The sequence below is a fragment of the Mesorhizobium sp. M0500 genome, from assembly GCF_040321165.1.
Classification (GTDB): domain Bacteria; phylum Pseudomonadota; class Alphaproteobacteria; order Rhizobiales; family Rhizobiaceae; genus Mesorhizobium.
Window position 1 is genome coordinate 181,167 of the sequence record NZ_JAMYRB010000006.1, and the last position, 24,777, is coordinate 205,943.

A 24,777-nucleotide genomic window follows, 5' to 3' on the forward strand; every position below is an offset into this window, starting at 1 on the left:
ATGCTTTACCAGCTGAGATTTCTGACCCGCCGTTCAGTAATCCTCGATTTCGGCATGAAAATGTCTCGAATCGGGATTGCCGAACAGTCATGCAAATGGATAATTGGCACATGAAGAGAGTTCGCAAGGCAGTGTTCCCGGTTGCCGGTCTCGGCACGCGCTTTCTCCCCGCCACCAAGGCCATTCCCAAGGAAATGCTGACGGTCGTCGACAGGCCGGTCATCCAGTATGTGGTCGATGAGGCGCGCGAAGCCGGGATCGAGCATTTCATCTTTGTGACCGGCCGCAACAAGGCGGTCATCGAGGATCACTTCGATGTCCAGTTCGAGCTCTACGACACGCTTGCGCAGCGCGGCAAGGACGACCAGCTCGCCCGCCTGCAGCGGCTGCAGCCGGCGCCGGGGCAGACCAGCTTCACCCGCCAGCAGGTACCGCTCGGCCTTGGTCACGCCGTCTGGTGCGCGCGCGAGCTCGTCGGCGACGAGCCCTTTGCGCTGCTGTTGCCCGACATGATCATGCAGTCGGAAAAAAGCTGCATGAAGGACATGGTCGAGCTTTACGCCGAGACCGGCAACAACATCGTCGCCGTGCAGGAATGCGATCCGGCCGAGGCGCACAAATACGGCATTGTCGGCCGCGGCGAGGACGCGCATCACGGTTTCCGCATCACCGGCATGGTGGAAAAGCCGAAGACCGGCACGGCGCCGTCGAACCTCTACATCAACGGGCGCTATATCCTGCAGCCGGAGATATTCAAGATACTCGAAGGTCAGGAAAAAGGCGCCGGCAACGAGATCCAGCTCACCGATGCAATGCTGAAGCTGCAGAAGCAACAGTCCTTCTACGGCTACCACTACCGCGGGCGGACGTTCGACTGCGGCTCGCCCGAAGGCTTCGTCGAGGCCAACGTTGCCTTCGCACTGTGGCGCAGAGACATGAATGCCAGCATGGCCGGTGTCATTCGCACGCTTCTCGACGAACTCGCGCCGTCAGAACGCCGCGGCGTAGCCTTGTAGTTTCAACACCGGTTGCCGCGCTGATCGGCTAAAGCGCGCCGCGTTCGACCGGCCTCATGCGACGCGCTTTAGGTTCTTGTTTTACGCAAGTCGTTATCGCAAAACCGCTGCACACTTTTGCGCGACATGCATTTAGCGCTGCAACTTCAAGCCGACGAAGATACTGTTGGCCGTGTAGTCGCGCCCAACCAGGTTGCTGGTCAGTTTTTCAGTCCTGGCGCGGGTGGTGAGCCCGGTGTAGCGGTTCAGCCACCACGTCAGCCCAGCCTCGGCGCTCAGCGTCAAATCATGATCGTCGGAGCCGGTATAGTCGCGCCATTCAAGGCCGAGAGCGGCATTTCCGGTCAGGTTGGCGCGGATCTGCCGCTCGCCGGTGAGGCTGCCGGAATAGAGCATGTCGCCGCTTTCGCCCGCATTCGTCGTGTTCTCGGCGGTCGTCTGTGCGGTGAGCCCGATCGTGGTGCCGCGTTCCGGCGACCATTTGAGATCGGCATTGACCGTCGCGCCCGAAATAGCCGGCAGGGCATCGTCGTCGATAGCTTCGCGCAGCCAGCCGACCGAGAACTCGCCGCTAAGCTTCTCGCGGAGATCGAGCTCGACGCCGGCCCGTGCGCCAAGCCTGGTCGAGGAGCGCTGGAAGCCGTTTGGATCGACGCGCAAATCATAAGCGCGCCGGCCGATCTCGATTTCGGTGAACGGGGTGATGGCAGGCGAGATCTCGTAACCGGTACGCAAAATGGCCGTGTAGAGCGTCGAGTCGCGGCCCTTCTGCGACAGCGATCCGCCCGACGAAAGCTTGGCGTCGCCAAAGATGTCGTGCTCGACCGCGCCAGTCAGCGCGAAGCGCATTTTGCCGGCATCCTTCTCGACGGCGAGACTGCCGTTCACGGTCTGGCGCACCGGCTGGCCAACGGCGCCGACGACCGCGTCCGGCGCCGAGGCCGATTCGGGCAAGGCCTCATAGCCCAGCTTGGCGATGGCGCGCAGATCATTATCGAGATCGATGTTGAGTGTGCCGTCGACGCGGCCTTGCGCCTCGTGAATGTCATAGCCGGACAAGGTTTCGCGGAAGATGCCATAGCCCTCAACCGTCGCCGAATTCTCCCGCCAGTCGGAGACGGCGTTGAAGCGCAGCGTCGTTTCCGACAGCAAGGCCGGCTTGCCGAGGCTGCTCGAATCGGCGTTTGTCGAAGACGTCAGGCCTTGCTCGAGCGTCGGCCGGATCACGAAGGAGCCGAGCTTGATGCCGGTGGCGGCGAACGGGTCGTCCTCGTTCTTGTTGTCCTGGCCTTCGATGGCTTCGGTGCGCTCGGCGCCAGGGTCGAGCTTGAGCCTCTCGGCGGAATCGATGGTGACGGCACGGCGGTTGACCGTATCCTGCTCGTCTATGGCGGCGGTATCGGTGTCATCGGTCGCCGCCGCGGCTGCAGTCGCGGTTCTTTTGCGCTTCTGGCTGTCAGCGGTCTCGTCTTCGGCGTTGGCCGCATTGGCGGCGCGTTGTGTCGGGCTTGGCCGCCGTCGGGGGGGCGGAGCAGGGTTGTCGGGAAATGGATCGCCGCTGGCCGCTGGTTGATCGAAAGTGCCGCCGGTTGTGGCCGCCTCGCCCGTGCCGTCGTCAGGCAACGCCCCTTGGCTGGCCGGGCGATAGGTAGGCAGCGGCGTATTGTCGTTGGCGGTTGCAGCAGCCTGCGCGGCTTGGGTTCCGGCTATGCTCGATTGCCTGATCTTGTACTGCTGGTCGTCCAGGATTGTCGATTCTGAAACCTCGCCGCGCAGCTCGGTTTCCTGGGCGCAAAGCAGTGCCGGCCGCGACAACGCAAAGACACTGGTTGCCAGCAGCAAAGCGCAGACCGCCTTGCCCTTTCGTCCCATTTTGTTTTGAGGCTGAAACCCGGACATCGGCACCACTGCTTGCGCGGCGCACGCGCGCCATACTTACGAAACCGTAAATGGGGATGGTTAACGGAGCGTTGAGGCATGGCCCGTCAGGAGGTTCGGGACGGCAATTCCGTTGGACAGGCGCGCGCCGAAGCGCTAATCGCATCGTCCATGGACGTGAAATCCCCAGACAGGAAGCGGCATGACGGGCAGGCCGCGATTGCCTCGGCGCTGAGAACCGTGGCGACGGAGCAGGCCGGCGTCGCGGCACTGGCAGACGCTCTCGAAAACGGGCTGGCCGAGCCGTTCGCACGAGCCGTCGGCATGGTGTCGCAGATCGATGGCCGCGTCATCGTCACCGGGGTCGGCAAAAGCGGCCATATCGGCTCGAAGATCGCCGCAACGCTCGCCTCGACCGGCACGCCGGCCTTCTTCGTCCACCCTGCCGAAGCCAATCACGGCGACCTTGGCATGATCGCCAGAAACGACGCCATAATCGCGCTTTCGTGGTCGGGCGAAAGCCTTGAGCTCAAGGGCATCATCGCCTATTCGAGGCGCTTCTCGATCCCGCTGGTCGCGGTCACCGCGGGTGAAAAATCGGCTCTGGCGCGCGCGGCCGACGTTGTGCTTCTGCTGCCGCGAGCACCGGAAGCCTGCCCGCACGGGCTTGCGCCGACGACCTCGACACTATTGCAAATGGTGATGGGCGATGCGCTGGCCATCGCGCTCCTCGAGGCACGCGGCTTCACCCCGGACCATTTCCGCACGTTCCATCCCGGCGGCCAGCTCGGAGCCAACCTGACGCAGATCCGCGAGATCATGCATGTCGGCGACAGGCTGCCGCTGGTGTCGTCAGGTACCGGCATGCGCGAGGCAATCCTCGAATTGTCGCGCAAGGGGTTTGGCTGCGTGGCCGTGACTGCCGCGGACGGCAAGCTGATCGGCATCATCACCGATGGCGACATCAGGCGCCATATCGGCAGCGATCTCCTGGCAATGAGCGTCGATCAGGTGATGACCAGAGAGCCGAAAATGGCCGCGCCCGACACGCTTGTTGCGACGGCGCTGCAGACGATCAACGACTCGGCTATCACCAGCCTGATGGTGGTCGAAGGCAGGCGGCCGATCGGGCTCGTCCATCTGCACGACCTGCTGCGCATCGGTGCTGCCTAGCGGGCTTCTAGACCGCCTCGACCGTCAGTTCCAGGTCGGTATCAGCGGCGCCCGTCACGCGCACTTGCGTGCCGGCCGGCAGGTCAGGGCCGGAGACGCGCCACAACGTGTCGCCCAGCTTTATGCGGCCGCGCCCGTCCTTGATCGGCTCGGCAAGGGTCGCCGTCCGGCCGACCATCTGTACGCCGCGACGGTTGAGCAGGGGCTGGTCGGTTTCATCATGGCGCCCGCCCACCAGCCGCTTGCCGACATAGGCCGAGACCAGCGACAGCGCGAGGAAGGCGAGGACCTGGACTTGCCAGGTCCAGAAACCGGCATCCCAGATGAGCAGTGAGACGACGCCGATCAACAGCGCGGCAATGCCGATCCACAGCATGAAAATGCCCGGCGCGATGACCTCCATTACCAGCAGGACGAAGCCGAGGACCATCCAGCTCCACGGGCCGAGTTCGGAAACAATGCGGTCGAGCATGGCTGTGGCCTCAGGTTTCGCTCGGACGAACGACCGGCGGGCGGGCGGCCCGTCGTGCGGCACCGGCGGTGCCTTCGCTTCGGAAAACTTCCTTGGCGATTTCGCCAATACCGCCGAGCGTGCCGATCAGCGATGAGGCCTCCATCGGCATCAGCACGAGTTTGCTATTTGTCGCTGAGCCGATCTTGGTCAGCGCTTCGGTGTATTTCAGCGCGACGAAGTAGTTGAGCGCCTGCACGTCGCCTTTGGAAATCGCCTCCGACACCACCTGCGTGGCGCGTGCTTCAGCCTCGGCCGAGCGCTCGCGCGCCTCGGCATCGCGGAAGGCGGCTTCCTTGCGGCCTTCGGCCTCCAGGATCTGCGATTGCTTGAGGCCTTCGGCGGCGAGGATCTGCGCGCGCTTATTGCGCTCGGCCATCATCTGTCGGCCCATCGATTCGACGAGATTGGCCGGCGGGTTGATGTCCTTGATCTCGACACGAGTGATCTTGATGCCCCAGGGATGCGCCGCCTCGTCAACGACGCGCAGCAGGCGCTCGTTGATGGCGTCGCGGTTCGACAAAAGTTCGTCGAGGTCCATCGAGCCCATCACGGTGCGGATGTTGGTCATCGTGAGATTGAGAATCGCATTCTGCAGGCCGGAGACCTGGTAGGCGGCCTGCGCCGCGTTGAGCACCTGATAGAAGGCGATGCCATCGACGGCAACGGTGGCATTGTCGCGGGTGATGATCTCCTGCGTCGGAACGTCGAGCACCTGCTCCATCATGTTCATCTTGGCGCCGACACGGTCGACGAAAGGCACGATCAGGTTGAGGCCTGGGTTCAATGTCTTGGTGTAACGGCCAAAACGTTCGACGGTATAATTATAGCCTTGCGGAATTGTTCGGATGCCCTTGATAAGCACCAGCACGACAAGGGCGACAAGAACAAGAAGCGCGATATCAAAACCACTGAAACCCATTTGGCTCTCCCCTCAAAGGCCGGCCATGTTGGATATTCCACGCGACCGATTCCCATCAAACACTTAAGTGTGTTTCAGCAATGTTACAATCAGGTGATCACGGATTGCGGGTGCATAGACGGGTAATCTGTTCAGGCCCAGCCGGACAGCTCGCGCCGCACCATCGCCTCGATCACCGCCATGCCCTCGGCACTGTCGTTGAGGCAAGGGATGTGTGCGAACTTTTCGCCGCCGGCATGATGGAAGGTCTCGGACGCTTCCCTGCCGATCTCGTCCAGCGTCTCGATGCAGTCGACGGAAAATCCTGGATTGACGATGGCGACCGATTTCACGCCTTCGCGCCCTAGTCTTTCGACCGTCTTGTCGGTGTAGGGCTGCAGCCACTCCTGCGCGCCGAAGCGCGACTGGAAGGTGGTAATCAGCTTGTTTTCATCCCAGCCGAGCTTTTCGCGCAGCAGTCGGGTCGTCTCGAGGCAATGGGCCTGGTAGGGGTCGCCCTTGTCGGAATAGGGTTTCGGAATGCCGTGATAGGAAGCGATGACAATTTCCGGTTCGAAGTCGAGGCTCGCCAGATGCTTTTCGATCGAACGGGCGAGCGCCTCGATATAGGCCGGCTCGTTGTAATAGGGTGGCACGCTGCGAATGGCCGGGGCGCGGCGCATCTTCATCAGCGCGCGAAACAGCTGGTCGTTGGCAGTCGCAGTCGTCGTCGCCGAATATTGCGGATAGAGCGGGAAAGACAGGATGCGGTCGCAGCCTTGCTCGACCAGTCTCTCGGCCACGCTCTCGGTCGAAGGGTTGCCGTAGCGCATCGCCCAGTCGACGACGACATTGGGTAGCTCGCCGAGCGCGAGCGCGAGCTTCTCGGCCTGGGCGCGGGTGTAGGTTCGCAGCGGCGACTCGTTGCGCTCCCGGTTCCATATCCTGGCATAGTTGGCCCCTGATTTCTTCGGCCGGGTGGTGAGGACCACGCCGTAGAGGATCGGATACCAGATCGCCTTGTTGAGCTCGATGACGCGCGGATCGGACAGGAACTCCCGGAGGTAGCGCCACATCGGCTTGAAGCCGGTGCCGTCCGGGGTGCCGAGATTGATCAGCATGACACCGACCTTGCCGGTCCTGACCAGAGGGCGCCCTGCCGACGGCGAGGCGGCAGTCTTCTCGCCTTTGATTTCAGCAGGGTTGGCAAGCGTCATGAGGTTCTCCAACACCGCGAACCAACGGTGCCGCGGCGAAAGTAGCGATGCCGCGCCGGTTTTCAAATGCTGCGTCTGGCCGCACCTTATCCCAGAAATGAAAGACCCGCCCGGTCTGCCGGGCGGGTGCATTGCGTTCCTGCGGCCGGATTACTTCGAGGCCGCCGGGATCGTCAAGGTTGCGCCGACCGGAAGGCGGCGTGGCTCGTAGGCTTTGTTGGCATCGGAGATTATTTTCCATTTGGTGCCGTCGCCATAAGCCTTCACCGCGAGATCCCAATAGGTATCGCCGGCGACGATTACATGGCTGCTTTCGGCCGGTGCCGGCTCAGCCGGAGCAGGGGTCGCCGGAGCCGGTGTGGCCGGAGCCGCAGGTGCCGCCGGCTGGGCCGGCTCGGCGGGTGCGGGTGCCGGCGCTGTTTCAGCCGGGACGGCCGGCGGGGTCTTGGAAATGTCGCCGGAGCCGGCCGGCATTTCGGGCATTGCCGGCTCAACGGGCTTTGCCGGCGCAGCCTCAGCAGGTTTTGGCGGTTCGGCAGGGTTGGCAGGTTCTGCGGCCGGGGCCACGGTCGCGGCGATCTCGGTGATGCGGCCGTCGAGCTTCGGCGTATAGGGCCGGTGCGCGCCTAGGTAGTCGGCGACGACCTGTTCAAGCCCCGGGCCGTAATCATAGGCGTTCTTGGCCTTCTCGGCGAACACCTTGTAGCCGTCGCCGCCCTGGCGGACATAGTTGTTGGTGGCGACCAGGTAATCCTTGTCCGGCTTAATCGGCGTCCAGGCGCCGCCTTCCATGACCTCGACCGATTTGACGCGTCCGTTAGGCGGCGCCGATTTGTCGAACGCATATTTCAGGCCGGCAACCTGCGGGAAGCGCCCGGCGCCGTCCTCGACCTGGCTGAGGCCGCTTTCGAGGCCGGCAACCAAATCCTTGCCGGAGATATGGAAGGTCGCCAGCGTGTTCTGAAACGGCAGGACGGTGAGAACCTCGCCCATGGTGACCGTGCCCTGGTCGATGGAGGCGCGCAAGCCGCCGCCATTCGAGATGACGATCTCGACACCTTGGCCCTTGACCCGGTCGAGGACGGCGTCGGAGACCAGATTGCCCATCTCGCATTCGCGGGCACGGCAGTTTTCGCGACTGCCGTCGATCGCCTTGGTGGTCTCGGCGACTTCCTTGTTCTTCAAGGCCTCGATCGGCGCGCCGAGTTCCTTGATGCGGGCAAGCACGGCGGGGTCGGGCGTGATCGATTTGTCGAGATGGATGGGATCGCCGCTTGCCTCCTTGACGACGCCGTTGTCGTCGAACACGACCTTGAACTCGCCGAGATATTTCGAATAGGACGCCGCCTGCACGACCGGCACTTTGTAACCGTCCGGATTGTCGACCATCGTCGGATATGGGCCTTCCGCCTTGGGGTCGGTGTTGGACAGCAGCGAATGGCTGTGGCCGCCGACCACCACGTCGATGCCCGGGATCTTGGCGATCACGTCGCGCTCGCGCTTGTAGCCGATATGGGTGACCGCGATGATCTTGTTGACGCCCTCTCGCTTCAGTTTCTCGACCTCAGCGGTGATCGACTTGACGTCGTCTTCGATGGCAATGTTCGGGCCAGGGGTGGCAAGCTCCGGCGTGTCGTTGGTGACCGCGCCGACGATGCCGATCTTCTGGCCGCCGACCTCGACCACGATCGACGGCTTGACGCGGTCGCCGAGCTTGGATTGCGCATTGGCCTTCACATTGGCGCCGAGCACCGGAAACTTGATCATGTCGAGAAACGGCGCCAGCGCCGACTCGCCATCGTCGAACTCATGGTTGCCGAGAGCCTCGGCATCGAATTTCATCTGGTTGAGGAATTCGCCTTCGGTCTTGCCTTTGTAGGTCGTGTAGAAGAGCGAGCCCTGGAAATTGTCGCCGGCGCTGAGCAGCAGCACGTTCTGGCCTTCCAGCTTCTTGCGCTCCTGCGCGATCGCGGTGACCAGGCGGCCGGCGCCGCCGACGCATTCGCCCTTGGTCTCCTCCTCGGCCGAGCAGGTCGATTCGTACTTGTTGTTGCTCTCGATGCGGCTATGCCAGTCGTTGATGTGCAGGATGTTGAGCGTGTAGTCGGCAAAGGATACCCCTGCCGACAGGCCAAGCGCCGATGCCGACAGCGCGGCGATGGCAGCAATCTTCTTCATTCTCGTCTCCCGGATAACTTGACCAGAGGCGTTTAACGCTCTTGTTTGACTGGGATGTAACAGCCCTCTTGGGCTATGTTCACATCGCGTTTCAGTCGATGCAAGCGGAAATCGGCATCAGCTTTGCCGGCGCAAGAAGACGGCGGCTTGAAGCCGCCGCCCTTGTGCAAAGTAAATTCGGAATCGGATTTCAGGTGCGCCTGGTCAGCACAAAATTCTGTCCGCTCGCGCTGGTGCAATTGAGCTGGCTGGTGGAGACCATCAAGCAGTTGAAGCTGATTGGCGTCTGGCGGATCAGCGAAGTGCCATGGATCTCGACCGAGGTGCCGCCGGTCATGGTGTAGCTGCCATCGGCAAGCTTCTGGCCGGTATCGGTGGCGACGGTCGCGAAGCTGCCGCCCTTGAAGGTCGACAAGCCCGTGCCCTGCGCGTCGATCCAGGAGCCTTCAACCCCCTTGGCCGTGATCACCGGCGGCTCGCCTGGGCCGGTTGTCGTGCAGGCCGCCAACGCGACCGTAGCGGCCGCGGCAATGCCAGCCGAAAGCAGTCTTTGCGCAATCGTCATCTTCAAGATCCTCTCCTCTCGCATCGGCCCAAAATCGATCCGATTTTCGGAAAGCACGATGCGCACATTCAAAGTGCTAGAGCGTACTTTGTGCGTCCAAATGGACGCACGTCGCTCTAGGCCGCCCCTCTTCAATCGCCCGATTTCCGGGCGATTGCAAGCTGGCGGAGTGTCGAGGCAACGCTGCTATCGAACGAGGATGTTGCGGAATTGCCACGGGTCTTTGGTGTCGAGATCCTCGGGAAACAGACCAGGCCGATTGTCGAGCGGCGTCCAGTCGGTATAATAGCTCCTGACCGGCCCGAGATATGGGTTCTGCACGTCGAGGCAGCGCTTGTAATCCATCTCGTCGGCTTCGACGATGCCGGCCTCGGGATTTTCCAGCGCCCAGACCATGCCGGCCAGCACCGCCGACGTGACCTGCATGCCGGTGGCGTTCTGATAGGGCGCCAGCTTGCGCGCCTCGGCCAGCGACAGCTGCGAGCCGTACCAGTAGGCGTTCTTGGCGTGGCCGTAGAGCAGCACGCCGAGTTCGTCGACGCCATCGACCAGTTCATTTTCGTCGAGCACGTGATGCACGGGCTGAGCCTTGCCGGCGACACCGAACATCTCGTGCAGCGACAGCACGGCGTCGTTGCAGGGATGATAGGCGTAATGGCAGGTCGGCCGGTATTGCACCTTGCCCTTCTTGCCGCGCAGCGTGAAAAAATCGGCAATCGAGATCGCTTCGTTGTGTGTCACCAGGAAACCGTATTGCGGGCCGGGCGTCGGACACCATGTGCGCACGCGTGTATTGGCGCCGGGCTGCTCCAGATAGATCGCGGCCTTCGAACCGTTCTTGTGGCTTTTGGCGTTCTTCGGCATCCACGCCTCATGCGTGCCCCAGCCGAGCTCGGCCGGCTGCAGCCCTTCCGAAATGAAGCCTTCGACCGACCAGGTGTTCCAGAACACGTTCATCGGCTTGGGCTTCTTGGTGCGCTGGGTGTCGCGCTCGGCGATATGGATGCCCTTGACGCCGGCCTTCTTCATCAGCCTGGCCCAGCCTTCGCGATCGTGCTGCGCGGGTTCCGAGAAGTCGAGGCCAAGATCTGTGGCGAGATTGACCAGTGCCTGCTTGACGAACCACGAGACCATGCCCGGATTGGCGCCGCAGCACGAGATCGCCGTGGTGCCGCCAGGGTTCTTCGCGATTTCAGTACGTACGGTCTCGCGCAGCGCATAGTTGGTGCGTGAGGCGTTGTCGGCCTTCTCGTCGAAATAAAAGCCGAGCCAGGGTTCGACCACCGTGTCGATATAGAGGACGCCAAGCTTGCGGCAGAGCTTCATCAGCTCAAGCGAGGAAGTGTCGACCGACAGGTTGACGCAAAAGCCCTGGCCGCCGCCATTGGTCAAAAGCGGTGTCAGCAGCTTCTTGTAGTTCTTTTTGGTCACCGCATCCTGCATGAAGGTGATGCCGCGCTCGTCGAGCAATTTGCGGTCGGTGTCGCGCGGGTCGATGACCGTCATGCGCGACTTGTCGAATTTGAAATGGCGCTCGATCAGCGGCAGCGTGCCCCGTCCGATCGAGCCGAAGCCGATCATCACTACAGGGCCGGTGATCTCACCGTAAACGGGCCAGTTTTCATTCGCCATTTATCGATTACTCCCTCAAAAAACGCTTCGGAACAGCGGCTTGGCCGCGGCGCGACAAACCATAGATCATTGTCACAATAAAGCGAAAAGCGGACGGCCGGCCTCACGCCGCGCCATCCCGGCTACGGCTCGACCAGTCTTGCGAATTCAGGCTTGAAGAGGTCACGTGCCCCGGAGACCGGCAGTTCCAGCAGATCGTCGGCGCAGGCCTGGATGGCATGCAATAGGGTCTGGAGCCCGAACACCAGAACCTGCTTGTCGCCCTCACGCCAGAGGCTGACCGCTAGATATTCGCCGATGAGATCGTCCATGCCGCATTCGGCTTCGTGATCGATATCGGTCTGATCGGTCGGTTTCTTGCGCCGCTGCTTGACCAAGGAGGCGAGGGAAGGACCGGGCTTGCCATCCACCGTATCCGAGAAAATGTCCTGAAGGCCAAGCAGGACGCCGCGGCGCATATCCATGATGTAGGCGTCCGAATAGTTGGTCGGATGCGCTCCGCCGCAGAAGATGCTGCCGGACTCCCGCCAGCTCATCAGCCTCGACGTCAGCGAGCTCACTTCGAATGTGCTGTCCTCATAGCCGCCGAGCGTGCCGTCGTTCATGCTGTCAATCGGCCCGCCTTCGTTGAAGCCGGCATATTGCGCCGCCACACAGCCCAGTGCGCCGATGTTTGCGCGCCAGTGCCTGTCTTGCAGCAGAGCATTCGCGGCCTCGATCAGAACGTTGGCGGACAGTTCGACAATGCGCGGCGTGGCGAATTTGGTGCGAGGGTCGACAACATAGCGGTAGGTTGCGTCCGGCCAGCCAGTCGTCTTGCCGTTATCGAGCTGAGTGTCCATCCGCAGATAGTCATAAGGGGACGTTTCCATAGTGAGCGGCGTGTCATGGCGAAGAAGTTCATGAAGCTGAAATCGTAGAGATCGAGCGGGGTGCTGGGCTCGTTCCCGGTCACTTGCCGACTTGCGACCCGTTCCAATCTGAGCGGCAGCGCCTTCTTTCCGTTCCAGCTGCCTTCAAGGGTCTTGCCGTTACTGGATGAGGCCAGGCGCCACACAGCGGCGATCGGCGCGGCCTTTCCGTCATCGCAATTATCGGCGCCGCATGCCTCCTCCTCGGCCAGTTCGAACTTGCTGCCCTTCTGCAACCTGGCCTGCAGCGGGATATCGACGCCCTTCGAGCGGTAGAAGTAGCGGCCGGCCAGCGGGCCGTCGGCGGTCGCGGGGTCGCCGGTGAATTCGACGACGATATCGCTTTTTCCAAGCTTGCCGGCATAAGTCACCGGCTCCGCCTCAGCTGCTGTCGACAGTACCAGGATCGCGGCCATGAACGTGACCGGCCTGCCAAGATGCTGGATCATTGTTCCCCCAAGCCACAAGTTACAGTTGTCTTCCGCCGACAGTCACGGTCGGCTGTCAGGCCCTTATAGTCAAGTTGTGCCCCGTTCAGTGTCAGACGCTGCTTAGCGAAAAGACGCTGCCAGCGCCGCCCCTGATGCGGATGGCGCATCCGCGCGTTTCAGCGGACTTTTGCCCTCGGCCCGGCCGTGGAGGCTCGAACCACCAGTTCTACCGGCAGAACGACCTGGCGGGGGGCCTCATTGTCAAGAACCATTCGGGCGGCCAGCCTGCCTTTTCCGATCACGTCTTGCGCCACAGTGGTCATCGGAGGCGTGGTGCGTGCGGATTCAGCGGTCCCATCGAAGCCAACGACCGATACGTGGCCCGGCACGTCGATGCCGCGGCGAACCGCCTCGTCCAGTATTGTGATCGCCTGCCAATCCGACATGGTCAGGATCGCGGTTACTTCAGGCGCCCTGTCGAACACCACTGCTCCGGCAGACGGCTCGCCTGGTATCGTCTCGATGATCGGGACATCGTCGATCGACAAATTCGCCTCCGCCAAACCCTGTTTGAAACCATCGAGCCTTTCATCGTCGAGCGGGAAGCCGGCCAGAAGCGGGCGCGTTGCCTGTCCGGGCATGTGGACAATCGGCGGGCCGGGAGTCCGGCGCACCGAAAGGATGGCAAAATGCCGGTGCCCCAGCCCGATCAAATGCCGGACGGCAGCAACCGCTCCACTCCTACCGTCGATCTTTATCGAATTGATGTCGGGACCCGCGTCGCTTTCGAGAATGACGAAGGGCAGACGCCGTCTCTGTACCGAAATTATGAGACCAATGTCGGCGCTGTGACCAAGGATAAAGCCGTCAACCAGCGCATCGCGGATGCTGGCGAAGCGCGTGTCATCGGTGCCGTTTACAAGGCTGAGCGTCGTTCCAGCCTCGTCGCAGGCGAGCGAAACGCCGAGCACCAGCTCACGGCCATAGGGGCTTCTCATCACTTCGGAGATGGCGTAGGCGCCAGGCGGCATGAACCCGATGGCATTGAACTTGCCGTCCCGCAGCAATCGTCCTTTCGGATCGGGGCCGCCAAACCCGAGCGCTCGCGCGGCCGCTTCGACGCGCTCGCGCAATTCGGGCCTGACCAGCTCCGGCCGGTTGAAGACGTTGGAGACAGTCCCCCGGGAAACTCCGGCAGCCTTGCCGACATCGGCTAGGGTTGGCATTGGCGATTCACTCGTTTTTCCTGAGGTAGACCATTTTTTGGAGCGCTCCAAGAATTTTATTGACTCAAAACCGAAATAGGCGGATCGTATTCCTTGGAGCGCTCCAAGGGCATATATTCGGATGTTTATGCGACTGCGACACCGAGAATCGTCAAATGGCGTGGCCCGCAGCGGCGGCCATGCCCAAGGAGAGGATGATGGCAGAAACCGATGCTTTTCCAGCTTCGCTCGTCGGCAAGACTTTCGACTGCGTTTTCGGCCCCTTCGTACCACGGCTGACGTTTTTCTCGCCGCAGGAATTGCATATCCAGGCGTCGATCGGGACCACCGAAATCGACGAGATGGTCAAGGTCGACCTGACCAGCGTACGCCCGAATCTCGTGCTCGCGAGTTAGACGGAGCAGAGCGGCAACTTCATCGTGCAGTTGCAGGATCACGAGAAGGGGATCGTCCATAATTATGCGCGGCTGGCCGATGGGCAGCTCTTCTGTGCCCAGGGTGCCATTCAAGTCGTTCCTGCATAAGGGAGGAAAATGCGATGGAGCTCGCTTACGATAGTCATCTGCTTGCCCGAATTCTGCTAAGCGTCGCGACCGTGGGCTACGGCGTAGCGACGATCAAAGCCGACTTCAACGCCACACATGCAACCAATCCGTTGTGGACCCCACACGCCCGGTTTCATGTCGTCTGGCAGGTGCTGAGCTACACCGGTGTGGCGCTGATTGCGCTCGGACTTATCTGGATCAAGGGACAACTCGAAGCCGAGCGGCTCTATCTCGCCGGGGGATTGGCCGCGGCTATGTATGGAGCATTCTTCGCGGCCATGCTCTCGCGGCCGATCTACGGTGGCGTGCTGTATGACGAGAACGGCTATCCGCCGTTCCGGCCGCCGTTTGGACCGGCGGGCTGGCGGTGGGATGTCAACGTCACCGTCTTTACCGCAATGTCCGCGATCCTGCTGCTGGGCCTGGCCGCGATTTAGGACAGCACTAGCGCCCTGAGCCACGCGACCAGCCGGTCACGGTCGGCGGTCATCCCCTTGTAGTCGAGTTGTGGCTCGTCCAGCGCCAGAAGTTGTTCGGCCAAGGACGCCGCGAGCGCCGCGCGGTCGGGGTGGCGTTCCAGCACGGCGAGCGGGTCGAGATGGATGCGGATGGTGAAGAGTACGTCGCCCGAAACGGGGAGCTTTCTCAGCGTCTGCCGTTCGACGCGGATAAAGGCATGGGCGTCGATGTCGCCATCCGGGAATCTCGACGGGCGACAGCTGGCGCGGTCGATGCGTTCGAGGTTGGAGAGCGGATGGTAGAGCGCGTCGCCCGCCTGGATCGACCAGTTGTAGCGCTCGACGGCTTGGCCCTGGAGGCCGTCGAACATGCGGTTGATGAGATCGGCCGGGCGTGTGCCCGGGCCGAAACCCGGTACCGGCGCGTGGATCTGCTGCAGCGGCTTGCCGAATTTTTCGATCAGCGACCATGACGAGGGGAAGCAGAGCGAGCCGGCCGCCAGACGCCAGCCGCTCTCGTCGCGGCGCATCAGGATCAAATCTTCCTGGACGAGCAACGAGGCCGCGGCAAGCGGCGCATCGCTGAAAGAAGCTGCGGTGCCCGAGCCTTCGAGATCGTCGGTGCCGCCGATCACCTCGATCCCGTCGGCGGTACGCCTGTGGGTCTCAGGAAAGTTCGCCGCCAGATGCGCACCGACCAGATCGAGCACTTCGCGCTGGGCGTCGCGCGTTGCTTGCTCCTCGACAAAAACCTTGTCGGGAATTTCCGCGTAAAGCCGGCATTTCTCGGCAAGATAGGGCAGCAGATATTGGTCGACCTCGATCCATCTATCGAGATTGAGCGGCTTCAGCCCGATGGTGAACAGTTTCGACGAGCCGTCATAGGGTGTGTGGGTCGGTGGGCGGAAACTCATGCCTCTTTGTAGGCTTCCAGTGCGGCAGCGGCCATTCTCGCCGTGAATTCGGTGATTTCGTAATCGGCGGCACCTGCCTTGGCGAAGGGATCGTCCGCCAGTCTGGCATCGAGCTCCTCGCGTGGACCGCGCGCGATGATGATGCCGCCGGTCCTTGGCCGCTTTGGCCCGGAGGCGACAAAGATACCTTGCGCATAGCAGGCCTTCAGCCACTCGACATGCGCTTGCTGCAGGCAGTCGATCTCGGTCAGCGGCACCTTGTAGTTCAGCGAAACCACGAACATTGTTGTCTCCAGATGCTTCAGCCCAGCCGCGCCGGGATCAATCCGCGCAGCGAGTTGCCGACGAACAGCGCCTTGGCCGATTGCAGTTCGTTCCACGTGTAGACCGCTTCACCGGCGCGGCCTTGATCCAGCAGTTCGCCGCGCAGGACGCCAGGCAGCAGGCCGCAATCGAGCCGCGGCGTGGCCAGCACGCCGTCGCCGAAATCGGCAAAGACGTTGGTGATCGTGCCCTCGCAGATTTCGCCGCGCTCATTGGCGAGCAGCACCTCGTTGGCGCGGCTGGCGAGATATTCGGCGCGGGCGCGCGTATAGGTTTGTCGGCCGCTGGTCTTGTGGCGCAGCAGCATGTCGCTCGAATCAAGCCGCACGCGCGCCAGCTGCAGGGTCCAGACCTTGTCTGCGGCGAGCGGCTCGTAGGGCTGCACCGACACCGCCACTTCGCCCTTGCGCGACAGGACGAGGCGAGTGCGCAATGCGATGTGCTGGCGGCCGACCGCATTCATCAGCGCTTCGCCGACCCTTTGCGGGTCGCAGGCGAAGCCGAGTTCGCTTGCCGAACCGTAAAGCCGCGCGAGATGGCGGTCGAAACGGACGAAACCCGAGCCGGGTTCCCAGCGCATTGTTTCGATCAGTTCGAAATCGGCAGTGTTCCCGTCGCGAAACGGGCTTTCAGCAGACACTCCTGGTACTCCTCTTCGGCTGTCGAATCGAAGACGACGCCACCGCCGACATTGTAGACCGCCTCGCCATTGGCAAAGAGCGAGATGGTGCGTATCGCCACCGAAAAGCGCATCCGGCCGCCGGGCGCGATCCAGCCTATGGCGCCGCAATAGACGTCACGCGGGCCACCTTCCAGCTCGCGCAGGATCTCCATGGCGCGGATCTTCGGCGCGCCGGTAATCGAACCGCAGGGGAACAGCGCGGCGAAAATCTGGCGGATGGCGAGGCCGGGCAAAAGTTTTGCCCGCACGCGGCTCACCATCTGGTGGACCGTCGGGTAGCTCTCGATGCGAAAAAGCTCCGGCACATCGAGCGTGCCAACCTCGCTGATCAGTGAGATGTCGTTGCGCAGGAGATCGACGATCATCCGGTTCTCGGCCTGGTTCTTCTCGTCGTTGCGCAAGAACGCTTTCAGGCGATCGTCCTCGGCCTTGGTGGCGCCGCGCGGCGCGGTGCCTTTCATTGGATGCGTCTCGATCATGCCTTCCGCGTCCACCTCGAAGAACAGTTCGGGCGAACGCGACAAGACGATCGGATCGCCGAGCGCGACCAGCGCGCCATACTTCACCGGCTGGCGTTCGGTCAGCGCGTTGAAGGCGGCCAGCGGATCGCCCGACCATTGCGCGCGGACCGGAAAGGTCAGATTGCCCTGGTAGCAGTCGCCCTTGCGAATATGGTCATGCAGCCTGGCAAAGCGTTTGGCGTAGTCGTCCGAAGACCAGGCTGCCTTGGCGTCGAAGATTGGGCCGTTGCTAGCCGGCAGATCGCCTGGCGCGATCGTCTCCTCGACTGGCGCGTCGAACACGCCGAGGCAGAAAAGCGGGGCGCGGCGGCCGGCCGGCAGCAGCGGAACGAGCTTGGGTTCGAGCAGGTAACCGGCCTCGTAGGAGAAATAACCGGCCAGCCATTTGCCGCCGTCATGTGCTACCTGCGCGGCTTCCAGGGCAGGCAAAAAGTCCGCCTCGCCATGCGCTGCGATTATCTCGGCCGGCCGGTCGAAAACGAGCTGCCGCGCGGTCTCGTCGTTCCTGAAAATTGCAAAGGGCAGGGGCAGGGACATAAGGCTCGGATGCTGCGGTCACCAGCGATCGATCTATATGGGGGCTCGACCGTGTGCAATCGAGGGAGCGGCGTCTCAAGACGCAAAGGCGCGGCGGCAAAAACAAATGCGGCGCCAGAGGGCGCCGCCTTGTTCCAGATGCCGCCTGCGATGGATCAGGTGTTGCTGGCTTCTCCCGCGGTCGGGAAGCGGCGCGCAAATTCCTTTTCGTCGCCGGCGGCAAGCAGTTTCGCCTGCTCGATCCAGCGTTCACGTTCGATACGGCCGTCGAAATTCAACGTCGCCTCGATCCGCTTGACATCGTCGGGCGTCCAGGCGGCGATCTGGGCATAGGTCGTGACCCCAAGCCCTTTGAGCAGCCGCTCGTTGGTGGGGCCGATGCCGATCAGGCGACGCAGATCGTTGGCTTTGCCTGCCGCGGTGGCTGTTGCCTTGCCGGTCGCGGCTTTCTTTGCCGCCGGCGCAGCCTTGCTTGCCGCTGGCGCGGTCGTCGGCGCGGCGCTCGCTTTCGATGCAGGCGGTTTCGGCGTTGCCGTTTTCGCGGCACTTGCGCGTGGCGCGGTCGCGGCCTTCGCCGTTGCAGATTTCTTCGGCGCCGGTTTAGCCGGTGCGGATGTCGACATCAGCGTTGACGGCGCCTGCATCGCGGCTTTGGTCGCGCCGGTCTTGGCGGCTGGCGCCTTGGCTGTTGCCGCCTTCGCGGTTGGCGCCTGGGTGGTTTTCGCCTCGCCCAGCCGGCGTTCGAGATCGGCGCGGGCGCGGCCGCATGCATCCAACTCACCGGTCAGACGGTCGCTATCGGCCCGCAATCTGTCGCGTTCGCTGCGCGTGCGGTCTAGATCGCCGCGCAAACTGTCGAGTTCGCCACGCAGGCGTCCCCAAATGAACCAGCCAACCAACACACCTACCAGGAACGCCAGGAGCATGTAGAAAAAAGTGCCCATTGTCTTTCTCTCTCCAGTCCGATCCGTCCGCCCTGGCCTGTGGAGCCATGACCTCGGCGAAGGACCATTCGATGGTGGTTCCGCAATTTGCAGAACAGCCGGCTTCGATCGAGCTGTCGGCGACCGGTTTGCCCCTGGCCAACAACCGTTGTCGCATCCGCCGACACGCCATGACCGGTCGGGATTTTCCGACCGGATCCATTCGTGCCCGGCTGAGCTTGAGGGCGGACGCTATCATACAGCTTACGGGAATCTAACGGAAAACTTCCATGGAAAGTTATTTAAGAACAAATATCCAAGACAAGAATAGAACCATCGCCAATATGCATTGCAGCTAAACTGTTCTGGAAAACCCGGTCATCCGGTGTTGCGCATCACCCAGTGTTGCGCATCAATTGTCCAGTGCTTCCAGCTCGTCGATCAGTCCGCTGATCACGCCAAGCCCGATCTGCCAGAAGGCAGGGTCGGCCGCGTCGAGGCCGAACGGTGCCAGAAGCTCGGAATGATGCTTGGTGCCGCCAGCGCGCAGCATGGCAAAATATTTCTCCTGAAAGCCGCGCTCGGCGTTCTGGTAGACCGCGTAGAGCGAGTTCACCAGGCAATCGCCGAATGCATAGGCATAGACGTAGAAAGGCGAGTGGATGAAATGCGGGATATAGGTCCAGAAAATCTCGTACCCTTCGCGCAGCTTGATCGCCGGCCCGAGGCTTTCCGCCTGCACTTCCAACCAGAACTGGCCGAGCTTGTCGGAGGTCAGTTCGCCGCTCCTGCGCTCGGCATGCACTTTGCGCTCGAACTCGTAGAAGGCGATCTGGCGCACGACCGTGTTGATCATGTCCTCGACCTTCTGGGCGAGCATGGCCTTGCGTTCGCGCTTGTCGGTGGTCTGCTCGAGCAGCGAGCGGAAGGTCAGCATTTCGCCGAACACCGATGCGGTTTCGGCCAGCGTCAGCGGCGTCGATGCCATCAGGGCGCCCTGGCCGCCGGCCAGCACCTGGTGCACGCCGTGGCCGAGCTCGTGCGCCAGCGTCATCACGTCGCGCGGCTTGCCCATGTAGTTGAGCAGCACATAGGGATGCGCCGAAGGCACGGTCGGATGCGCGAAGGCGCCAGGCGACTTGCCGGGTCTCACCGGTGCATCGATCCAGTTGCGGTCGAAGAAAGTTCTGGCGATCTCCGCCATGTCGGGCGAAAAGCGCTGGTAGGCGGAAAGCACGGTGTTCTTGGCCTCGTCCCAGCCGATGACTGCCTGCGGGGTCTCGGGCAATGGCGCATTGCGGTCCCAGTGGTTCATCACCTCCATGCCGAGCCAGCGCGCCTTCATCGCGTAATAGCGATGCGACAGGCGTGGATAGGCGTCGCGAACCGCGGCGGCGAGTGCATCCACCACGCTGCGTTCGACGCGGTTGGCGAGGTGGCGGGAATCGGCAATGTCCTCGAAGCCGCGCCAGCGGTCAGAAATCTCCTTGTCCTTGGCCAGCGTGTTGGTGACCAGCGTAAAGACGCGCAAATTCTTGCGGAAGGTCGTGGCCAGCGCCTCGGACGCCCGGCGGCGCACCTCGCTGTCTGCGTCCTGCAGGCGATTGAGTGCCGGCTCCAGCGTCAGCTCCTCGCCGTCGACGTCGAAGCGCAAATCGGTCATCGTCTCGTCGAACAGGCGGTTCCAGGCCCCGCGCCCGGTGATCGATTTTTCATGGAAGAGCTGCTCGATGCGGTCTTCGAGCTGATAGGGCTTGTCCTTGCGCAGATCGAGCACCCAGGGCCGGTAATGGGCGAAGGCCGGATCGGCCGCGAGTGCGTTTTCGATCGCGCCATCGTCGATGAGGTTCAGCTCGAGCGCGAAAAACAGCAGGTGCGCGCTGGCATCGGTCATCTTTTCCTGGATGTCGCCATAGAGCTTGGCGCGCTGCGGATCCGACGTGTTGCCGGCATAGACAAGCCCGGCATAGGAGACGATGCGGCCGATCAGCTCCTCCAGCGCTTCATAGGCCTGAAGCGTCTCGCCAAGCCTGCCGGCGCTGCCACGCCCGGCCTCGGCGGCGAGCGTGCCTTTCCAACGGCTCTCGAAGGCGATGGCATCGACGGCGGCCTTGGCGATGTCGCGCTTCAACTCGGGCGCTTCCATGCCCGAATAGAGATCGGCCAGATTCCATTCCGGCAGGTCGCCAAGCTCCGCCACGCCCTGACCGGGCGCCGCCGCCAGCTTTCGAGCAAAAACCATGCGCATTGCCGATCCTTCCAGACACAAAAATTCGAGGAAACGAGAAGCCGGTCAAATCCTAAGGAATTCATTCACCGGGTTTTTTGAAAGCTTATTTAGAACCCTGTGCCAAGATGATCCATAGGGCGCATTCTCGGGCGGGCACGGTCGGATCAGTCATGGCAGCTTCCATACTCATAGTCGATGACGATCCCGTGCAGCGCAGGCTTCTCGAGGCGGCGGTGACGAAATTCGGCCACACCGCGATCGTCGCCGATGGCGGCGAGGCGGGTCTCGAGTTTGTCGACGGACCCAATGCGCGCGACGTGTCGGTGGTCATCCTCGACCTTATGATGCCCGGGCTCGACGGCATCGGCGTGCTGAAGGCGATGCGCGAGCGTGGCATCCACATTCCCGTCATCGTGCAGACCGCGCAGGGCGGCATCGAAACCGTCGTTTCGGCAATGCGTCACGGCGCCTTCGACTTCGTCGTCAAGCCGGCCTCCCCCGATAGGCTGCAGGCGTCGATCGGCAACGCCCTCAAGGTCGAAGCGCTCGAAGGCGAAGTGAAGCGCTCGTCACGGCAGCGCGGCGGCCATCTGACGTTCAAGGACATGATCACCCACAGTCCGGCGATGGATCGGGTGATCCGGCTCGGCCGCAAGGCGGCGGCGTCCAACATTCCGATCCTGATCGAAGGTGAATCCGGCGTCGGCAAGGAACTGGTGGCGCGCGCCATCCAGGGCAGCGGCGACCGCCGCTCGAAACCCTTCGTCACCGTCAATTGCGGCGCCATCCCCGACAATCTGGTCGAATCGATCCTGTTCGGGCACGAGAAGGGCTCGTTCACCGGCGCCACCGAAAAACATACCGGCAAGTTCGTCGAAGCGCACACCGGCACGCTGTTCCTTGACGAAATCGGCGACCTGCCGCTCGACGTGCAGGTCAAGCTGTTGCGCGCCGTACAGGACGGCGAGGTCGATCCGGTTGGCGGGCGCTCGACCGTCAGGGTCGACATCAGGCTGATCTCGGCAACCCATCGCAACCTGCTGCAGCAGGTCAAGGACGGCAAGTTCCGCGAGGACCTGTTCTATCGGCTGAACGTCTATCCGATCTTCGTGCCGCCATTGCGCGACCGTCGCGACGACATCCCGTATCTGGTTGAGCACTTCATGGAGAAGGTGGCGCCCGCCGATCCGCGCCACCGCCTGCGAGGCATCTCGGCTGCGGCGCTTGCCATGCTGCAGGCCTATGACTGGCCGGGCAACATAAGGCAGCTCGAAAACGCCGTCTTCCGGGCTTCGGTGCTCGCCGACGGCGACATGCTGACCGAAGAAGAATTCCCGCAGATCCGGGCGCAAGTCGAGGGCACGGTCAATCTCGATTCGGGTATCGCCTTGCCAGCTCCAGGGTGGCCAGCTTCAGGGGGGCCAACTCCAGGGTGGCCAGCTTCCGGAGTGGCTTCGGGCAGCCAGCCGCGCGACAACATATCGGCCGCTGGCGGCATCGCAGCCGCCGACGCCGATGCACCAGCCAAGCCTCGTTTCGGCACGCTGCGGGCGCTCGACGAGCGCGGCAATGTGCGTGCGCTGGCCGACGTCGAACTCGAAATGATCAAGCTCGCCATCGATCACTATAACGGCCAGATGAGCGAAGTCGCCCGCCGCCTCGGCATCGGCCGGTCGACGCTCTACCGCAAGCTCAAGGAATACGGCATCGACCCGGAAACCGGCCGCGTCGAACGGCTCGCTTCCTGAGTCACAGGGCCAAGCCGGTTCTCATCCGGACATCATTCCACGCAACTGCGCCTCGAAACGAGGTGTTCGCCACAGTGTTCACGTATTAAGGCGGACGGTAACAGATCGTGTTTCGAGCTGGCGCCAAAACATGATCTAAACCAGCGGTTTACCAAGATATCCTGCGCAATATTTTTGGCGGGATATCGCCACCGTGTTACCGCATTTCGGCTTCAATAAGCGATGATTAACCATTAGGATCGATATTCGGATGCACACACCACGCATCCGTTTGGTCAAATCCGGGGACAAAACGGCAGCCTGCAAGGCCTTTTGATTTGAACAGAATCGAACGACACAAAAACGGGCGGCATTATCACATGAGCGTCTGGCCGAGATGGCTGGCAGCGGTGATTGTTGCCGTCGGGTTCCTTGCAGCAGCGGCAACCGGCGCCAGCGCCGAGACACGTTCGCTGAAGCTCTATCATCTCCACACGCATGAAAAGGCGGAGATCGTCTACAAGCGCAACGGGCGCTACGACCAGGCGGGCTTGCGAAAGATCAACATCATCCTGCGCGACTGGCGTCGCAACGAGCCGACCAAGATGGATCCGCGCCTGCTGGACCTGGTCTGGGAGGCCTATCGGGAGAGCGGCGCGACCGACTACATCCAGGTCGTCTGCGGCTATCGTTCGCCGGCCACGAATTCGATGCTGCGCAGCCGCAGCAGGGGCGTCGCCGAAAAAAGCCAGCACATGCTCGGCAGGGCGATGGATTTCTATATTCCCGGCGTGCCGCTGAAGAAGCTGCGCGACGTCGGCCTCAGGATGCAGGGCGGCGGCGTCGGCTACTATCCCAGTTCCGGCTCGCCGTTCGTGCATATGGATGTCGGCAATGTACGCCACTGGCCCGGCATCAGCCGCCAGGAACTGGCGCGCGTGTTCCCCAACGGCAAGACGCTGCATGTGCCGAGCGACGGCAAGCCGCTGCCTGGCTATCAACAGGCGCTCGCCTCCTACAAAGCCCGCAAGGGCGCCGGCGCACCGGCCATCGAACTCGCCAGCGCAAGCGGCGGTGCCAAAAAATCCCGTGGGTTCCTGGCAGCCCTCTTCGGCGGTGGCGACGACGAGGCGGACGACAGCGCCGATGTGGCGATGGCCGAGCCGGCGCCAAAGCCCCGTAACGTGAAGCCGGCGCCGTCCGCCAAGAGCAGCAACCTGCCTGGCATTGCCATCGTGGCGCCTCAGGATGCCAAGCGCGCTCAGATTCCGGAAGTCGCCGATGCTCCGGCGCCTGCGCCTGAACCGGAGAACGACACGCCGGAGACGATCATCGCGGCATTGCCTGCCCGCAGCATTCCGCTGCCGGATTTTGCTCCGCGTCCGAAGACCGACGTCGGCGCCCAGCCGCCTGAAAACGTTCCGTTCGGCGTGGCGGATGCGGCTGGATCGACTGAACAGGCGGTGGCGACCGCGCAAGCGCCGGCAAGCGTGGCGCCGGCAAATGTTCCGTTCGGCATAGCAGACCCGTCTGCTGCGGCCGGCCCGGTGCAGGTCGCGGCAAACAACATTCCCGTGCCGAGCTGGCGGCCCAATCATTCGCTGCCGGCCGATCTTTCGTCGGTGGGTCTTGCGCCGCAGGACAAGCAAGTGTTGCTGGCGCTGGCGAGTGCGGCCGAGCGGAGCAACACCGCCACCGACGCATTCTCGGTATTGCCGTCGGCGCGGCCCGACAGTTCCCAGCCCGACGAGGTCAAGGCCGTTCTGGAACGGGTCAGCGCGACCGACGAATACAAGGTCGCGTCGCTTTCCGAGCAAGCATCGGTGTTCGAGGAACCGGCGAGCGACGACGGGGCATCGAGCGACGGGGCATCGCCGCGCGAGGCCATCGTTGCCCGCCCGGCAGGCTCCGATCCGGCCGCCGTCATCGGTGCAGGCGTGAAGACCACACGCAAGGAACCCAGGGCCACCGCCCGCGACCTGAAGCCCGGCCCCAAGCCGGTGGTGGTCGCCGCCGCGCCGCAGTCCGCCCGGTGGGCGCTGCACAGCGGTGAGTATGTCGCAACTGTTTCAGATGCGACAACGGCGCCGCGCTACGCCTACGACTTCGTCCGTACGGCACCGAGCGAGGTCTATACGATAGGCTTCCAGCCGGGCAACGAGATGGCCGACGCAAACCGGTTCACCGGCAAAGCCGTCAAGTTCATGTCGGTGGCCCGCTTCAAGACCGAGTAGGCCGCGCTGGGCACCTCGCGCGGCTACCTCCACCGCCGGCACT

21 protein-coding genes are annotated in these 24,777 nt (G+C 62.7%); 6 read left to right on the forward strand and 15 right to left on the reverse strand.

Features of this window, described 5'->3' with window-relative positions; all coding sequences use genetic code 11:
- Positions 1-110: 110 nt before the first annotated feature.
- Complete coding sequence (gene galU, locus NKI70_RS14235) at positions 111-1,016, forward strand: UTP--glucose-1-phosphate uridylyltransferase GalU (protein WP_023675387.1); 906 nt, start codon at positions 111-113, stop codon at positions 1,014-1,016.
- A 132-nt stretch (positions 1,017-1,148) separates the two neighbouring features.
- Here the strand turns inward: galU and NKI70_RS14240 are convergent, their stop codons facing one another.
- On the reverse strand, positions 1,149-2,888 hold the full coding sequence (locus tag NKI70_RS14240; protein WP_502897758.1) for an outer membrane beta-barrel protein: 1,740 nt from the start codon (positions 2,886-2,888) through the stop codon (positions 1,149-1,151).
- Positions 2,889-3,065: 177 nt separating this feature from the next.
- Here NKI70_RS14240 and NKI70_RS14245 point away from each other — a divergent pair, with 177 nt between their 5' ends.
- Positions 3,066-4,067: a KpsF/GutQ family sugar-phosphate isomerase gene (locus tag NKI70_RS14245; protein WP_023675389.1), complete on the forward strand. Its 1,002-nt coding sequence runs from the start codon at positions 3,066-3,068 to the stop codon at positions 4,065-4,067.
- Positions 4,068-4,074: 7 nt separating this feature from the next.
- Here the strand turns inward: NKI70_RS14245 and NKI70_RS14250 are convergent, their stop codons facing one another.
- From NKI70_RS14250 to NKI70_RS14285, 8 genes are all read right to left on the reverse strand, one after another.
- The gene (locus tag NKI70_RS14250; protein WP_352698580.1) at positions 4,075-4,539 is read right to left on the reverse strand and encodes an NfeD family protein; all 465 of its coding nucleotides are present in this window, start codon (positions 4,537-4,539) and stop codon (positions 4,075-4,077) included.
- Between the two features lie 10 nt (positions 4,540-4,549).
- Positions 4,550-5,500 (reverse strand): SPFH domain-containing protein, encoded by a 951-nt coding sequence (locus tag NKI70_RS14255; protein WP_023675391.1) that lies wholly within the window; start codon positions 5,498-5,500, stop codon positions 4,550-4,552.
- A gap of 131 nt (positions 5,501-5,631) precedes the next feature.
- Positions 5,632-6,696 (reverse strand): ferrochelatase, encoded by a 1,065-nt coding sequence (gene hemH / locus NKI70_RS14260; protein WP_352633666.1) that lies wholly within the window; start codon positions 6,694-6,696, stop codon positions 5,632-5,634.
- A gap of 150 nt (positions 6,697-6,846) precedes the next feature.
- On the reverse strand, positions 6,847-8,874 hold the full coding sequence (locus NKI70_RS14265) for a 5'-nucleotidase C-terminal domain-containing protein (RefSeq protein ID WP_352698582.1): 2,028 nt from the start codon (positions 8,872-8,874) through the stop codon (positions 6,847-6,849).
- Positions 8,875-9,064: 190 nt separating this feature from the next.
- A complete protein-coding gene (gene omp10, locus NKI70_RS14270; RefSeq protein WP_023720183.1) occupies positions 9,065-9,439 on the reverse strand; it encodes an outer membrane lipoprotein Omp10 in 375 nt (124 codons plus the stop codon).
- Between the two features lie 186 nt (positions 9,440-9,625).
- Complete coding sequence (locus NKI70_RS14275; protein ID WP_352576117.1) at positions 9,626-11,071, reverse strand: homospermidine synthase; 1,446 nt, start codon at positions 11,069-11,071, stop codon at positions 9,626-9,628.
- Positions 11,072-11,193: 122 nt separating this feature from the next.
- Positions 11,194-11,913 carry a hypothetical protein gene (locus NKI70_RS14280; RefSeq protein WP_352698584.1) on the reverse strand — a complete coding sequence of 240 codons (720 nt, stop codon included), beginning with the start codon at positions 11,911-11,913 and terminating at the stop codon, positions 11,194-11,196.
- Positions 11,914-12,589: 676 nt separating this feature from the next.
- Complete coding sequence (locus tag NKI70_RS14285; protein WP_352698586.1) at positions 12,590-13,639, reverse strand: LacI family DNA-binding transcriptional regulator; 1,050 nt, start codon at positions 13,637-13,639, stop codon at positions 12,590-12,592.
- A gap of 197 nt (positions 13,640-13,836) precedes the next feature.
- On the opposite strand from NKI70_RS14285, the gene NKI70_RS14290 reads away from it, so the two are divergent.
- Complete coding sequence (locus tag NKI70_RS14290; RefSeq protein ID WP_352698588.1) at positions 13,837-14,034, forward strand: hypothetical protein; 198 nt, start codon at positions 13,837-13,839, stop codon at positions 14,032-14,034.
- 143 nt (positions 14,035-14,177) lie between these two features.
- Entirely contained in the window at positions 14,178-14,621 is a 444-nt protein-coding gene (locus NKI70_RS14295; RefSeq protein ID WP_352454070.1) for a DUF6640 family protein, read from the forward strand.
- Here NKI70_RS14295 and NKI70_RS14300 read toward each other — a convergent pair.
- The 6 genes from NKI70_RS14300 to NKI70_RS14325 all read right to left on the reverse strand — a co-directional run bounded on the left by NKI70_RS14300 (position 14,618) and on the right by NKI70_RS14325 (position 20,791).
- Entirely contained in the window at positions 14,618-15,556 is a 939-nt protein-coding gene (locus NKI70_RS14300) for a heme-dependent oxidative N-demethylase family protein (RefSeq protein WP_352698590.1), read from the reverse strand. The two genes, NKI70_RS14295 and NKI70_RS14300, sit on opposite strands and share 4 nt — an antisense overlap.
- Positions 15,553-15,840, reverse strand: coding sequence for a YciI family protein (locus NKI70_RS14305; RefSeq protein ID WP_352454072.1), 288 nt, complete (start codon positions 15,838-15,840; stop codon positions 15,553-15,555). The genes NKI70_RS14300 and NKI70_RS14305 overlap by 4 nt, the downstream gene beginning before the upstream one ends.
- A gap of 17 nt (positions 15,841-15,857) precedes the next feature.
- Positions 15,858-16,520: an aminotransferase class IV family protein gene (locus NKI70_RS14310; protein WP_352568132.1), complete on the reverse strand. Its 663-nt coding sequence runs from the start codon at positions 16,518-16,520 to the stop codon at positions 15,858-15,860.
- The gene (locus NKI70_RS14315) at positions 16,469-17,620 is read right to left on the reverse strand and encodes an aminodeoxychorismate synthase component I (RefSeq protein WP_352454074.1); all 1,152 of its coding nucleotides are present in this window, start codon (positions 17,618-17,620) and stop codon (positions 16,469-16,471) included. Before NKI70_RS14315 ends, NKI70_RS14310 begins: the two co-directional genes overlap by 52 nt.
- A 155-nt stretch (positions 17,621-17,775) precedes the next feature.
- On the reverse strand, positions 17,776-18,564 hold the full coding sequence (locus tag NKI70_RS14320; protein WP_352454075.1) for a helix-hairpin-helix domain-containing protein: 789 nt from the start codon (positions 18,562-18,564) through the stop codon (positions 17,776-17,778).
- A 391-nt stretch (positions 18,565-18,955) separates the two neighbouring features.
- Positions 18,956-20,791, reverse strand: coding sequence for a M3 family oligoendopeptidase (locus NKI70_RS14325; protein WP_352454076.1), 1,836 nt, complete (start codon positions 20,789-20,791; stop codon positions 18,956-18,958).
- Between the two features lie 152 nt (positions 20,792-20,943).
- On the opposite strand from NKI70_RS14325, the gene NKI70_RS14330 reads away from it, so the two are divergent.
- Both NKI70_RS14330 and mepK read left to right on the forward strand, forming a co-directional pair.
- Positions 20,944-22,521, forward strand: coding sequence for a sigma-54-dependent transcriptional regulator (locus NKI70_RS14330; RefSeq protein ID WP_352568129.1), 1,578 nt, complete (start codon positions 20,944-20,946; stop codon positions 22,519-22,521).
- Between the two features lie 359 nt (positions 22,522-22,880).
- The gene (gene mepK, locus NKI70_RS14335) at positions 22,881-24,734 is read left to right on the forward strand and encodes a peptidoglycan L,D-endopeptidase MepK (protein ID WP_352568127.1); all 1,854 of its coding nucleotides are present in this window, start codon (positions 22,881-22,883) and stop codon (positions 24,732-24,734) included.
- The last annotated feature ends 43 nt before the right edge of the window (positions 24,735-24,777 follow it).

Coding starts and splice junctions, on each gene's coding strand:
- NKI70_RS14285 (WP_352698586.1), bottom strand. CDS start 13,639: ATGCCAACCCTAGCCGATGTCGGCAAGGCTGCCGGAGTTTCCCGGGGG.
- NKI70_RS14250 (WP_352698580.1), bottom strand. CDS start 4,539: ATGCTCGACCGCATTGTTTCCGAACTCGGCCCGTGGAGCTGGATGGTC.
- NKI70_RS14300 (WP_352698590.1), bottom strand. CDS start 15,556: ATGAGTTTCCGCCCACCGACCCACACACCCTATGACGGCTCGTCGAAA.
- NKI70_RS14315 (WP_352454074.1), bottom strand. CDS start 17,620: ATGTCCCTGCCCCTGCCCTTTGCAATTTTCAGGAACGACGAGACCGCG.
- NKI70_RS14255 (WP_023675391.1), bottom strand. CDS start 5,500: ATGGGTTTCAGTGGTTTTGATATCGCGCTTCTTGTTCTTGTCGCCCTT.
- NKI70_RS14305 (WP_352454072.1), bottom strand. CDS start 15,840: ATGTTCGTGGTTTCGCTGAACTACAAGGTGCCGCTGACCGAGATCGAC.
- NKI70_RS14240 (WP_502897758.1), bottom strand. CDS start 2,888: ATGGGACGAAAGGGCAAGGCGGTCTGCGCTTTGCTGCTGGCAACCAGT.
- galU (WP_023675387.1), top strand. CDS start 111: ATGAAGAGAGTTCGCAAGGCAGTGTTCCCGGTTGCCGGTCTCGGCACG.
- NKI70_RS14290 (WP_352698588.1), top strand. CDS start 13,837: ATGGCAGAAACCGATGCTTTTCCAGCTTCGCTCGTCGGCAAGACTTTC.
- NKI70_RS14295 (WP_352454070.1), top strand. CDS start 14,178: ATGGAGCTCGCTTACGATAGTCATCTGCTTGCCCGAATTCTGCTAAGC.
- NKI70_RS14325 (WP_352454076.1), bottom strand. CDS start 20,791: ATGCGCATGGTTTTTGCTCGAAAGCTGGCGGCGGCGCCCGGTCAGGGC.
- omp10 (WP_023720183.1), bottom strand. CDS start 9,439: ATGACGATTGCGCAAAGACTGCTTTCGGCTGGCATTGCCGCGGCCGCT.
- NKI70_RS14330 (WP_352568129.1), top strand. CDS start 20,944: ATGGCAGCTTCCATACTCATAGTCGATGACGATCCCGTGCAGCGCAGG.
- mepK (WP_352568127.1), top strand. CDS start 22,881: ATGAGCGTCTGGCCGAGATGGCTGGCAGCGGTGATTGTTGCCGTCGGG.
- NKI70_RS14280 (WP_352698584.1), bottom strand. CDS start 11,913: ATGGACACTCAGCTCGATAACGGCAAGACGACTGGCTGGCCGGACGCA.
- NKI70_RS14320 (WP_352454075.1), bottom strand. CDS start 18,564: ATGGGCACTTTTTTCTACATGCTCCTGGCGTTCCTGGTAGGTGTGTTG.
- NKI70_RS14275 (WP_352576117.1), bottom strand. CDS start 11,071: ATGGCGAATGAAAACTGGCCCGTTTACGGTGAGATCACCGGCCCTGTA.
- hemH (WP_352633666.1), bottom strand. CDS start 6,696: ATGACGCTTGCCAACCCTGCTGAAATCAAAGGCGAGAAGACTGCCGCC.
- NKI70_RS14245 (WP_023675389.1), top strand. CDS start 3,066: ATGGACGTGAAATCCCCAGACAGGAAGCGGCATGACGGGCAGGCCGCG.
- NKI70_RS14265 (WP_352698582.1), bottom strand. CDS start 8,874: ATGAAGAAGATTGCTGCCATCGCCGCGCTGTCGGCATCGGCGCTTGGC.